At 68.7% G+C, this 12,419-nt stretch carries 10 protein-coding genes; 5 read left to right on the top strand and 5 right to left on the bottom strand.

Going from position 1 to position 12,419, the window contains the following annotated elements; genetic code table 11:
* Window positions 1-74 precede the first annotated feature (74 nt).
* From DEJ31_RS08420 to DEJ31_RS08405, 4 genes are all read right to left on the bottom strand, one after another.
* Window positions 75-755, bottom strand: a complete 681-nt coding sequence (locus DEJ31_RS08420) for a TetR/AcrR family transcriptional regulator (protein ID WP_111121628.1) — start codon at window positions 753-755, stop codon at window positions 75-77.
* A 124-nt stretch (window positions 756-879) separates the two neighbouring features.
* Window positions 880-3,171: a glycoside hydrolase family 3 C-terminal domain-containing protein gene (locus tag DEJ31_RS08415; protein ID WP_111121627.1), complete on the bottom strand. Its 2,292-nt coding sequence runs from the start codon at window positions 3,169-3,171 to the stop codon at window positions 880-882.
* Window positions 3,168-4,451 (bottom strand): MFS transporter, encoded by a 1,284-nt coding sequence (locus DEJ31_RS08410; protein ID WP_111121626.1) that lies wholly within the window; start codon window positions 4,449-4,451, stop codon window positions 3,168-3,170. The genes DEJ31_RS08415 and DEJ31_RS08410 overlap by 4 nt, the downstream gene beginning before the upstream one ends.
* A gap of 89 nt (window positions 4,452-4,540) precedes the next feature.
* Window positions 4,541-5,134 (bottom strand): TetR/AcrR family transcriptional regulator, encoded by a 594-nt coding sequence (locus tag DEJ31_RS08405; RefSeq protein ID WP_110826173.1) that lies wholly within the window; start codon window positions 5,132-5,134, stop codon window positions 4,541-4,543.
* 196 nt (window positions 5,135-5,330) lie between these two features.
* On the opposite strand from DEJ31_RS08405, the gene DEJ31_RS08400 reads away from it, so the two are divergent.
* Window positions 5,331-5,750, top strand: a complete 420-nt coding sequence (locus DEJ31_RS08400) for a hypothetical protein (protein ID WP_111121625.1) — start codon at window positions 5,331-5,333, stop codon at window positions 5,748-5,750.
* A 62-nt stretch (window positions 5,751-5,812) separates the two neighbouring features.
* On the top strand, window positions 5,813-6,646 hold the full coding sequence (locus DEJ31_RS08395) for an amidohydrolase (RefSeq protein ID WP_146243120.1): 834 nt from the start codon (window positions 5,813-5,815) through the stop codon (window positions 6,644-6,646).
* 50 nt (window positions 6,647-6,696) lie between these two features.
* Here DEJ31_RS08395 and DEJ31_RS08390 read toward each other — a convergent pair whose 3' ends face one another.
* Window positions 6,697-7,284, bottom strand: coding sequence for a TetR/AcrR family transcriptional regulator (locus DEJ31_RS08390; protein WP_111121623.1), 588 nt, complete (start codon window positions 7,282-7,284; stop codon window positions 6,697-6,699).
* A gap of 269 nt (window positions 7,285-7,553) precedes the next feature.
* On the opposite strand from DEJ31_RS08390, the gene DEJ31_RS08385 reads away from it, so the two are divergent.
* The 3 genes from DEJ31_RS08385 to DEJ31_RS08375 all read left to right on the top strand — a co-directional run bounded on the left by DEJ31_RS08385 (window position 7,554) and on the right by DEJ31_RS08375 (window position 12,402).
* Complete coding sequence (locus tag DEJ31_RS08385) at window positions 7,554-8,843, top strand: MFS transporter (protein WP_181433479.1); 1,290 nt, start codon at window positions 7,554-7,556, stop codon at window positions 8,841-8,843.
* Window positions 8,844-8,923: 80 nt separating this feature from the next.
* Entirely contained in the window at window positions 8,924-10,135 is a 1,212-nt protein-coding gene (locus DEJ31_RS08380) for a family 1 glycosylhydrolase (protein WP_111121621.1), read from the top strand.
* Window positions 10,132-12,402 (top strand): glycoside hydrolase family 3 N-terminal domain-containing protein, encoded by a 2,271-nt coding sequence (locus DEJ31_RS08375; protein ID WP_111121620.1) that lies wholly within the window; start codon window positions 10,132-10,134, stop codon window positions 12,400-12,402. Before DEJ31_RS08380 ends, DEJ31_RS08375 begins: the two co-directional genes overlap by 4 nt.
* Window positions 12,403-12,419 lie beyond the last annotated feature (17 nt).

The raw sequence follows: 12,419 nt of genomic DNA, 5'->3' as shown, positions 1-12,419 counted from the left end.
AAACGCATGATTTAAATTCTCGGGATACTTCCACGTGCCGCGAACGGGAGGTCCTCCGAACGGTGGACCTGGGTTCACGCCGGCGCCGGCCCGGCAGCACGTCCGGTCACCAGCGCTTCGGCGAGCCACAGGGACGACACGACGTCGACGAGGGAGCCAGCCACCGCCGGCCAGTCCGTCCAGATGCGAGCGCCGCCCCGTTCCAGCGCGCGCTCGTGCTCCGCGATGACCTGGGTCAGGAGGATCCGGCCCATCGTCATCCGTTCAGCGCGGACGCGGGCCGGGAGGTCCGGGAGGCACCGCTGGATGCCGTGCATGATCCGCATGAGACCGGGCGCTTCTCTCGCTTCGTCCATCGCGATGTCGGCCCATGCGGGATCGGTTGCGACCTGTGCGCTGAACCGGCCGTACCAGGTCGGGGAGCTCAGGGACTCGAGGTGCGTCGTGGTCGGACGCACGAAACACGCGATCCAGTCTCGGATGTCATCGGACCCTTCGACTCGTTCCAGTTCTGTGAGTCGGAGCGCGTTGATGGCGCCTTGGTGTCGGGCGAGGATCGCGCGGATGAGCTCTGCTTTGCCACCGAAGTGGTAGCCGACGGCCGCGGTGTTCCCCTGCCCGGCCGCCTCCCCGATCTGCCGGCTCGACACATGAGCGATCCCGTACTCGCCGAAGAGCTGTTCGGCGGCCGTGAGGATCGCCTCCCGCGTGGCGGCGACGCGGGACGCTCGGGTGTGCTGCTGGGCGTCGGTCATGGAGGCTCCTCACGGTCCCAACGGAGCCTAACGACCACGCGGCACAGCCGCGCCTGCTGTGTTGCGTGCCCGACCCGACCAGGGCCGGCAGCGACTGCTGCCAGCCCTGGTCGCTCGCGACGCATCAGTCGGTGTGCGCTGCGTTCGCCTGGTCGAGGACGTGCTGGATCATGCCGAGCTGCTCGGCACCGCCGAGTGACGCCACGAACCGACGGACAGGGGTGCTGCCGATCATCCTGAGGATGTCGATCCCGGTTCCGTGCACGGAAGTGTCGTCACCGCCGCCGAAGGCACCGGTGAGCATCGGCTCGAACGCCGCACCGGCGACCGGGTCCTGCAGGAGCTCCTCGATCGAGGACTCGAGGGTGAGGTGCACGCGACGGGGCTCACCGGCGACGTCGACGTGCCCCGTGGAGCGGACGTCCCGGCTGGATGCTCCGATGTCGATCCGGTAGGAACCCGGCTCGATCGTCCATCGGGCGAGCCGGGTGTCCCAGACGCCCAGGTCGTCACGGCGGACGTGCAGACGGACACGCCGCTGTTCGCCGGGCTCGAGGTACACCGACGTGAACGCCTTGAGCTCCCGGACCGGCCGGACGTGGGTCGACCGGTCGAGCCCGGTGTAGAGCTGGACGACCTCCCGGCCCGCTCGAGATCCGGTGTTGGTGACGGTCAGATGAGCGGTCACACCGTTGTGCTGGACGTCGAGTTCGAGGTCGGAGTAGTCGAACGAGGTGTACGACAGGCCGTGCCCGAAGGGGAACGCCACGCGCACGTCCCGAGCGTCGTACCAGCGGTACCCGACGAAGAGCCCTTCGCCGTACCGGACGTGCAGGTGCTCACCGGGGAAGTTGCCGAAGGCGGGCACGTCCTGCAGGCGCTCGGGAAGCGTCTCACCCAGCCGACCGGACGGGTTCACGACGCCGAAGAGGACGTCAGCGATCGCCCCGCCGGCGCCCTGACCCAGCAGCGGCGCGTCGAGGATCGCGGATGCCTGCTCCGTCACCGCGGCGAGCTCCAGCGCTCCGCCGTGCGAGAGGACGACCACCACGTCGGGTTGGACAGCGCGGACCGCGGCGAGGAGTGCGAGCTGGTCCGCGGGCAGCGCGATCGAATCGCGGTCGAAGCCTTCGGCCTCCTGGGTGCCGGCGAGGCCGAGGAACACCACCGCCACGTCCGCTGCCCGTGCGGCGGCGACCGCTTCGGTGCGGAGGCGCTCGGACACCCCGGGGTCCTCAGGATCGAAGCCCTGAGCCCATGCGACCGTGGCGGACGAAGCGGCCTTGCGGATCTCCTCGAGCGGCACCTCCATCCGGAGAGCGTTCACGAAGGAGCTCCCCCCACCCTGCGCACGTGGGACGGTGGCGAAGTGGCCGATGACGGCCACGGATGCTCCGGGGGACAACGGGAGCGTCTCGTCGTTCTGCAGGAGGACGATGCCGGCTGCTGCTGCTTCCCGCGCGAGGTCGTGGTGCTGCTGCTCGTCCCAGGCGATGTCGTCAGCCGCGGCGTGCGTCCGGATCGCGAGTTCTGCGACGCGTTCGGCGGCGGCACGAACCTCGCGGGCGTCGATCAGGCCGTTCTCGACTGCGTCCGCGAGGGCGCGGTCGTGGGACCCGTCGCTGTTGGCGGGCATCTCCAGGTCGACTCCGGCGTGCACGGACGCCACCCGGTCGTCGACGGCTCCCCAGTCGCTGACCACGGCGCCCGTGAACCCCCACTCTGCGCGCAGCACGTCGTGCAGGAGCCACCGGTTCTCGGCGACGGGGACGCCGTTGAGGCGGTTGTACGAACACATGACGGTCCACGGTTCGGCGTCCTGCACCACCCGCTGGAAGGCACGGAGGTAGATCTCGCGGAGCGTGCGCTCGTCGACGTCGGAACTCGACCGGAAGCGTTCGTGCTCGGTGTTGTTCGCCGCGAAGTGCTTCAGTGACGCGCCGACGCCGGTGCTCTGCAACCCCGTGACGTAGGAGGAGGCGAGCACGCCGGTGAGGTGCGGATCCTCGGAGTAGTACTCGAAGTTCCGCCCTGCGCGGGGATCACGCTTCATGTTGATCGCCGGGCCGAGCACGACGTTCGCCCCAGCGGCGCGGGCCTCCGTGCCGATGGCGCGTGCGACCCGTCCGACCAGCTCGGGGTCCCACGACTGTGCGAGCCCCGTACCGGACGGGAACGCGGTCGCGGGGAGGCTCGGCCGGAGCCCGAGGTGGTCGGCGCCCTTGGTGAGGTCCTGCATGCGCAGACCCGCCGGGCCGTCCACCATCGTCACCGACGGTACGGCGCCGAGCGCCTTCGTGGCGACGAAGTCAGCCCCGCTGCTCAGCGCCGCCTGCTGTTCGAGGGTGAGCGCGTCGACCGCGTCGGCGGGGCTGACCGAGACCTCGGTCGGGGGGACGGTGGGTTGGGTGGTCATCGGACTCCCTTGATGAACCAGACGGCGAAAGCGCCGAGGACGGAAAGCACGATCCCGATCGGGAACAGTGCGAGGTACCCGCCGAAGAGCAGGATGACAGCGCCGGCGACGGCGGGGGCGATGACCTGTGGCAGGGTGGCGGCGATGTTCACCACGCCGAGGTCCTTGGCGTACGAGCTCGCCGAGGGCAGGACGTCGGCCATGAGCGCCTGGTCGACCGCGCTGAACGCGCCGAACCCGACCCCGGCGATCGCGGAGAGCAGCAGCCATGCGCCGTAGGTGTGCGAGACCATCGGGATGACCAGCGCGATCGCCACGATGAGCGACGATGCGAAGACGAACGGTTTGCGGCGACCTCCGAAGCGGTCGGAGATCGGCCCGCAGACGGCCGTCGAGACGATGATGCCGGCGAGGTTGAGGAGACCGGCGACGGGGACGGCGGCCGCGGCGTCGGCACCGAGTCCGATGTAGTCCTGCAGGATGTACAGCTGGTACCCGAGTACCCCGAAGTAGCCGGTGTAGAGCAGCAGCCGGCCGGTGAACGCCCAGAAGAAGTCCGGGTGGCGGACCGGGTTGATCCAGAACGTGTGCAGGAAGAGGCTGACGGAGAACGGCTCGCGGTCGGCGTCCTTGCTCGCATGGTCGGGGTTGAAGACCAGGAAGAGGGCGAGCACGACGACGACGAGGCCGGCGAAGATGACGTACCCCGTGCCGACCGACCGCGCGAACGTCGCCCCGACGACCTGACCGGCGGAAGCGCCCACGAGCGCCCCGAGACCGGCGAGCGCCGAGAAGGTACCCCGAGCTCCCCGCGGTACGCGGTCGGGCAGGATCGCGCTCAGTGGCGCCTGCATGAAGTTGATGGCGAGCTGCAGGATGACGTAGGAGATCGTCACCTGCACGATCCCATTGGCCGAGCCCATGCCGACCAGGGCGAGCCCGGCCACGATCGCTCCGCCGAGGATCCACTGGGCGCGCTTCCCGAACCGCGATCGCGTGCGATCGGAGACGAGACCCGCGACCGGCTGCGCGATCATCGCGACGACGGCACCGATGGTGGACACGAGCGCGAAGGACGCCACCTTGCCACTCGAGTCGAGTTGCTCGAGCTGGAGTGGCAGGAGGACACCGGGAACGGCGCCGTTGATGAGGAAGAGGCTGATGTTGGCCGGGATGATCCACGCCAGGAGGCGGCGCATGGTCCCACGCACGAGGGGAGCAGGCTCGGTCGTCCCGCCGAGGACGGGTGGCTCGGAGCTGCGGTCGGACGTCGTCGTCATGGTCGGGTTCCTTCGAGGAGGCGCTCTACGGTGAGCGTGCCTCGATACCGTACAACGTTCGAGTTTCAAACTCAAACGTTGTCCTGGTTTCAGGACCGACCGTGCTCCACATCCGCTCCGACCAGTTCGAACAAGTACCGGATGTGGGCGGACATGTCGATCGACTCGTCGAGCATCCACTGGGTCTGCAGGCCATCCGTCACCGCGGCGAGGATGGTCGCGAACCGCGTGGGATCGAGGGAGGCGGGCATGCGCCCCGCGGCCTGCTCAGCGACGACCATCCTCCCGATCCGCTCCCGGTACTCGGCGAAACGTTCCTGGAAGTACGGTCGAGCCGGATGGCCTTCCTCCGCCGCGGCCGTCGAGAACTGCGCGTAGAGCTGCACGAGCCCAGGCACCTCGGCGTTCCGCCTGCCGATGTCGATGAGCCCCTCGATCTCACCCGGGACGGCTGGTGGCTCCTGTGCCGCGGCGTCGGCATCGCGCCGACGCAGGATCTCGATGAAGAGCTCCTCCTTCGTCCCGAAGTAGTGCAGCAAGCCGGACGTGCTCGTACCGGCCGCTTCGGCGAGGTCACGCACCGTCGTCTTGTGGAACCCCCGCGCGGCGATGACCTCGAGCGCGGTCGCCAGGATCGCGTTGCGCTTCTCGATGCCCTTCGCGTACGCGCCCCGTTCCGCCATGGGATCGAGCATAGCCACCGGTGTCAGGACGCCAGGCCCGCGCCCGGTCGGTCGTGTTCGATCGCGGATCGTAGACCCGGACGCGTTCCATGCGTACTCCCTTCCGATGAGATCGGCCGCTCCACTCGGACTAGGTACGCCAGGTGTTCCGCTGGAACGCTCGGTTCATCGACTTCCGGATGAAAGGACAGCAACCATGGACAAGAGCGTCATGACCAAGAGCTTCTCGGAGCGGGCGAAGGATCGACTGTACGAGGCGTGGGACGCGTGGAAGCCGGGGTACGCGGACTGGGTCGCGTGGTCGAACGAGCTGTACCACCCCGATGCGGAGATGATCGCGATGAGCGGGGATGCTCCGGAGGTGTTCAGCGCGTACCAGTCGAAGATGAAGGGGTTCCGCGATGCCTACGACATGGAGATGGGCGTCATCGAACGCTGCATCGTCGCTGACGGTGTCACCGCGCACACCTACCGCATGTCCATGACGCCGAAGGGCGCGGGCCCGGAGGCGACCGTGGTGATCCCGGTCACGGAGTTCAACCACTTCGCCGACGTCCCCGGGTACGACAAGCCGATGGTCGTCAAGCTGGAACTGGTGACCGCGGGGTCCCTGTGATGCGGGTCATCGATTCGCAGCTGCACCTGGGGCCAGGCCAGATCGACACCACCCTCGCTTCCATGGACGCGCTGGGCATCGACTCGGTCCTCGTGGACGAGTTCTGGGCACGGCACCCGTCCGGGCACCCGGATTTCTTCGAGCCCGGCCGACGGTTGCCCGGTGGAGCCTGGCGCAGCGCCTTCCCGACGGCCGAGACCGCCGCGCTCCTGCACGAGGACCGTTTCGCGACCGTCGTGCGCGTGGATCCGGACGACGACGGTCTGTCATGGCTCGTCCCCGCGCTCGCGGCGGAACCCCACGTCAAGGCGCTCCGGGTCCTGCCGACGTGGTCGGAGGGGGCCGCCAGGGCTTTCGCCGAGGGATCCTGCGACCGTCTCTTCGGCCTCGCCGCCGACGTGGGACTTCCGGTGTTCGTCTACACTCCGGGTCGCACAGCCCTCCTCCGCGGGTACCTTCGTCGGTTCCCCGCCCTCACGGTCGTCATCGACCACTGCGGCATGCCGCAACCCGGACTGCCGGTCCCGTCGCCGAGCGCAGAGCCCGGCGACGGGAGGACGCACCCCTTCGACGCCGTCCTCTCGCTCGCCGAACACGGCAACGTCGCCCTCAAGTGGAGCCACGAGCAGGTGGTGTTCGGGTCGGAGCAGTACCCGTTCCTCGGGACGCGTCCCCATCTGCGCCGCGCGCTCGACGCCTTCGGGGCAGAACGCATCATGTGGGCGGGCGACCACACCGCGCTCCCCGGGATGCGCTGGTCGGAGGTGCTCCACGCCGTCCGTGACAACCCCGAGCTGGGTGCCGCGGAGCGCGACGCCGTCCTCGGCGGCACCGCGGAGCGGATCCTGCGGTGGACCCCCGGCGCCGGTGCGGCGGACGGTGTCGACCCAGCGTGATCCGCTGCGGGCCATCCACACCGAACGTCCTGTGGCTCGCGCACGGACACTCAGGACGCGACGAAGAACCGGTCCGCGAAGTTGTCCCAGACCGCCAGGAAGTCGACCGACGGGTCCATGACCCATTGCCGCTCGAGCCCGGTCCAGAACGCGAGCAGTTCCCGCGCAGCGAGGTCGGGGTGCGTCTTCCACCGGACCAGTCGCTCGAAGCCTTCGTACGTCGACTGCTCTCGTCGGACGAAGTACTGGTGAGCAGGGTGTGCCGGATCGACCGCCTCCGCGCCGAGCACGACGTAGAGCCGGACGAGCTGACCGCGCTCGAGATTGCGCAGCACCCTCCCCCGGAGGAAGACCTTGACCGACTCCGGCGTGGAGATCGCGTTCGAGGCGGGCGGGTCCGTCGAGTCGACCTCGTCCCGGTAGGCCAGTACGGCCGCGAGCAGGTCGTTCATCGACGGGAAGTGATGGAGGACCGAGGGGCCGCGGATACCGCACGCGTCAGCGACATCGGTCAGGGACACGGCGTTGAAGCCGGCGACCGAGATCAGCCGCGTGGCTTCGGTCACGATCTGGCGCCGCCTGACCTCGGGAGCGAGACGGGTCTGCGTCCGCTTCTCCCTGGGGGGTGCTGTCGTCACGTGCTACTCCCTGACTTGTTGTCCGGACCCATTGTATTCGCAGCACGATCGGCGCTAATCTAGCGACCACTAGGTCTTATCTAGTGGTCGCTAGATTGGTGTCGTGCGCTGTGATGCGACGTTCCTCGGTCCGGCGGACCGCGAGTTGGCTCTCTTCTTCACAACAACGAGGTTATGAAATGACAGACGCGCCCGATCCGACGTCCCTTCCCCCCAACGCCTCGGGCACCGCGGGAGCCGCCTTCGAGCGTGCTGCCGAGGAGTTGGGCATGGCGAGCTCCACTCCATCCGCACGAGGTGACCAGGGGCGGATGCCGAAGCGCCGCATCCTGCCGGCCCTCATCGCACAACTCACCCTGTACATCGCCTTCGTCGCACCGTCGTCCTACTCGCTCGCGGTTCGCATCCAGGACCTCGCGCCGGAGTCCCGTGACACCGCGCTGTCGCTCGCCATCGGCATCCCCTGCGCGATCGTCATCCTCATCACGCCACTCGTCGGCGTCCTGAGTGACAGAACGCGTTCCGCCTGGGGGCGCCGGCGGCCGTGGCTGCTGGCCGGGATCGCCACCGGCGCCGCCGGCTCGGTCATCATCGCCGTCGTTCCGAGTCTCGGCGCGCTCATCGCAGGGTGGACCGTCGCCTACATCGGGTACACGATCACCGCGATCATGATCCTCGCGTTCTTCGGGGACCAACTCCCCGAGAACCAGCGCGGCCGCGTCATGGGCCTGAACGGATCCATCACCTACATCGGCCCGATCATGGGCATCCTCGTCGCCACACAACTGCACGAGTCCCCCGCTGCAATGTTCCTCGTCCCCGGCGCCCTCGCGCTGATCGGCGGCCTCGTCTTCGTCCTCGTGATGCGAGACGAGGTCGTCACCACTCCGAAGGTCGCCGTCCGGATGAGCGAGATCTTCAACGGGTTCTGGTTCAACCCGCGGAAGTACTCGAACCTCGGGTGGGTGTGGCTCAGCAAGGCGCTCGTCTTCCTCTCCCTCGCATTCACGAGCATCTACTCCGTGTTCCTGCTCACGTCGCGCCTCGGATTGGACGCGGCAGCAGTCGGAGGAGTGGTGGCCTTGACCGGAGTCGCCGGTGTGGCCACCTCCATCATCGGAGCGATCGGCTCGGGTTGGGTGTCCGACAAGGTCGGGAGCCGCAAGCCCTTCCTCTTGGTCAGTGCGCTGCTCATCGGCGTCGCCGCCCTGATCGTCGGCACCACGGGCAGCATCCCGCAGTTCGTCCTCGGTTCGATCCTGGGGTCCTTCGCCATCGGCGTCTACGGCGCCGTCGACCAGGCAGTCCAGCTGGACGTCCTCCCGCAGGAGGAGGACCAGAACGGACGGTTCCTGTCCACGCTGGGCCTCGCCAACCAGATTCCCCAGGCCGTCGGCCCCTTCCTGGCAGGTGCCGTGGTGGCGATCGCGGTCGGCAACTACACGGCCGTCTACATCGTTGCTGGCGTCTGTGCTGTTCTCGGTGCCGCGGCGATCCTGCCCATCAGCCTCGGCCGACGCTCACTCGAGTCCACCACGAGCATCGAGGTCCCGCGGTGACGCCGACACGACCGCCGGGACGGGTCGGCACCATCCACCGTCCACAGTCCACAGTCCACGACGAAAGAAGACCGCGTTCCATGAGCACACTCCCCACGTCCTTCCTCTGGGGCGCGTCGACCGCGCCACACCAGGTCGAAGGCAACAACATCAACAGCGACTGGTGGACGTACGAGCAGATGATGCCGCACTTCGGGCCGAGCGGCGACGCGGTCGACAGCTACCACCGTTTCGAGGAGGACATGCGGCTGCTGGCCGACGCCGGCCTCACCGCTTACCGCTTCGGGGTCGAGTGGGCGCGCATCGAGCCGCTGCCGGGCCAGTTCTCGGTCGCCGAACTCGCGCACTACCGGCGCATGATCGACACGGCGATCGGGCTCGGCCTGACTCCGGTGGTGACCCTGCACCACTTCACGGCGCCGCGGTGGTTCGTCGAGGAGGGCGGCTGGCTCGGCGACACAGCCATCGCCCGTTTCACGGCGTACGTCTCCCGCGTCGCTGAGATCCTGGACGGCGTGGAGTGGGTCTGCACGATCAACGAGCCCAACATGCTCGCGCTGATGGTGCTCATGTCCCGAGCCATCAACCCCGACGCGGTCCCCGCGTTCGCCACACCGACCGTGCAGACCCGGCAGGGAGTCGTCATCCCCGCACCGACCCTCGAGGTCGGGCAGCGGCTCGTCCAGGCGCACCACGCCGCGCGGGACGTGCTGCGGCAGCGGACCGACGCGAACGTCGGGTGGACAGTCGCGTGCCTCAACCTGTGGGCGACACCCGAGAACGCCGAGCACCTCGAGCGGGAGCGCTCCGCACGCGAAGACCTCTACCTGGAGGCGGCTCGCGGCGACGACTTCATCGGCGTGCAGGCGTACTCCACCCGCGAGGTCGACGAGAACGGTCTCGTCACCGCAGCCCCGCACCCCGACAACACCCTGACCGGTGACGCCTACCGGCCGGAATCGCTCGGCATCGCCCTGCGCCACGCAGCCGACGTCGCCGGTGTGCCGGCGCTCGTCACCGAGAACGGCATCGCCACGGCGGACGACGACCAGCGGATCTCCTACACCACAGGCGCATTGGCGGGTCTGCTCGCGGCCGTCGCCGACGGCGTCGACGTCCGCGGGTACCTGCACTGGTCGGCACTGGACAACTTCGAGTGGGGCCACTGGGAACCCACCTTCGGACTGATCGCCGTCGATCGCTCCGACTTCTCCCGCCATCCCAAACCGAGCCTCGCCTGGTTGGGTGGCATCGCCCGCAGCAACGCCGTGGACCTGGAAGCGACCCCATGAGCACGTACCCTGCTCCCCACCTCGACCCAGCCAGACCCGTCGATGAACGAATCGACGACCTCCTCGGCCGGATGTCCGTCGAGGACAAGGCGGGCCAGCTCAGCCAGTACTTCTACCTGGCGGGGTTCGGCGAGCCACCGGCAGACCTCGACATCGACTCGCTCCCCCCGGAACACCAGGCGTACCTGCGGCAACCGAAGATGGTCGAGGACGCGATCGCCGCCGGCCACGCCGGCTCAGTCCTGTTCGTGACCAAGGCCGACATGGCCAATCGGCTGCAGAAGCTCGCGGTCGAGACCGCACCCCTCGGGATCCCCCTCCTCTTCGGGTTCGACGTCATCCACGGACTCCGGACGATCTTCCCGCTACCGATCGCCCTGGCCGCGTCCTGGGACGAAGGGACGATCAGCGCATCGCAGGCCGTGGCGGCACGCGAGGCCCGCGCTGTCGGCATCCACTGGACGTTCGCACCGATGGTCGACATCGCCCGAGACGCTCGCTGGGGTCGGATCATCGAGGGCGCCGGCGAGGACCCGCACCTCGGAGCGGCCGTCGCTGCAGCGCAAGTCCGCGGATTCCAGGGCGATCTCGGCTCCGAGAACGTGCTCGCGGGTCCCAAGCACTTCGTCGGCTACGGCGCCGCCCGCGGTGGCCGCGACTACGACGACGTGGAGGTGTCCGATTCCGAACTCCACAACGTCTACCTGCCTCCGTTCCGAGCGGCGATCGAGGCCGGCGCGCAGAACGTCATGAGCGCCTACATGGACTTCAACGGCGTACCGGCGAGCGGGAACGCGCGCCTGCTCACGGACCTCCTCCGGGACGACCTCGGCTTCGACGGTTTCGTCGTCTCCGACGCCAACGCGGTGAAGTCGATGGAGACCCAGCACTTCGCGGCGTCGCCCACCGAAGCCGCTGTGAGGGCGATCACCAGCGGGCTGGACATGGAGATGTGCACGTTCGACCCGGCGTTCTCCCGCCTGCCGGACGCCGTGGCCCGAGGGCTGGTCAGCGAGGACGTCCTCGACACCGCCGTCCGCCGGATCCTCGCGGTCAAGTTCGCCCTGGGGCTCTTCGAGCACCCGTACGTCGACGCCGGGGCCAGCGACGCGATCCTGTCGACCGAGCACCACCGCGAACTGGCGCGGGTCGCCGCAGAGCGGACGATCGTGCTCCTGAAGAACGACGGCACTCTGCCGCTCGCCGCCAGCACCGCCGGCTCCATCGCCGTCATCGGGCAACTGGCCGAGAGCAAGCGCGACACCCTCGGCCCCTGGGTCTTCGCCCACGCGACGGACGAGACCGTCAGCATCCTCGAGGGGATCACGGCGCGAGCGGACGGCGAGGTCCGGTTCGCACCGGGCGCGGGGATCCCGTCCCGCGAGTTCGCGTCGATGTTCGATCGCTCGGACCCGACCGTGGTGAACACGCCAGCCGACCACGACGACGACGCGGAGATCGATCGCGCGGTCGCGATCGCGGCGGACGCGGACGTCGCCGTCGTGGTCGTCGGGGAGCGGCAGAACCAGATCGGCGAGAACGCCTCGAGGTCGACGCTCGACCTCCCCGGCCGGCAACTCGAGCAGCTGCAGCGCATCGCGGCGACGGGCACACCGGTCGTCCTGGTCGTGATGTCGGGCAGACCGCTCGACCTGCGGTGGGCGGACGAGAACGTCCCGGCGATCCTCCAGGCCTGGTATCCGGGCAGTCGCGGTGGTGACGCCGTCGCCGACGTCGTCTTCGGGGACGTGTCCCCGGCCGGGCGCCTGCCGTTCACGTGGCCCCGCCACGTGGGTCACGTGCCGATGGTCTACTCGCACCTCCGGACCTTCCAGCCCGAGGACCAGGACAAGCGGTACTGGGACGAGGAGTCGACCCCGCTCTACCCGTTCGGACACGGACTCAGCTACGGCAGCTTCACCTACGACCAGCTGCGGACGGATCGTGACCAGGTCGCTCGAGGCGACACGGCGACCGTCTCCGTGCAGGTCACGAACACCTCCGACCGCGCCGCGGACGAGGTGGTGCAGCTCTACATCCACCAGCGACACGGCACGTCCTCCCGACCAGTGCAGGAGCTGAAGGGGTTCCGGCGCCTGGCGTTCGCTCCGGAGGAGACGAAGACCGTCACCTTCACGCTCGGCCCGGACGAGCTCCGCTACTGGAGCGCGGTCACGGGGGGCTGGGTCCAGGACGCCACCGTGTTCGACATCTGGATCGGTGGCAGCTCGCAGGCCACGCTCATGACCGAGCTCATCGTCGTCTAGCCGACGACGCAGCGATT

The organism is Curtobacterium sp. MCPF17_031 (assembly GCF_003234035.1).
GTDB lineage: Bacteria > Actinomycetota > Actinomycetes > Actinomycetales > Microbacteriaceae > Curtobacterium.
This window is presented reverse-complemented; position numbering and strand designations above follow the sequence as displayed.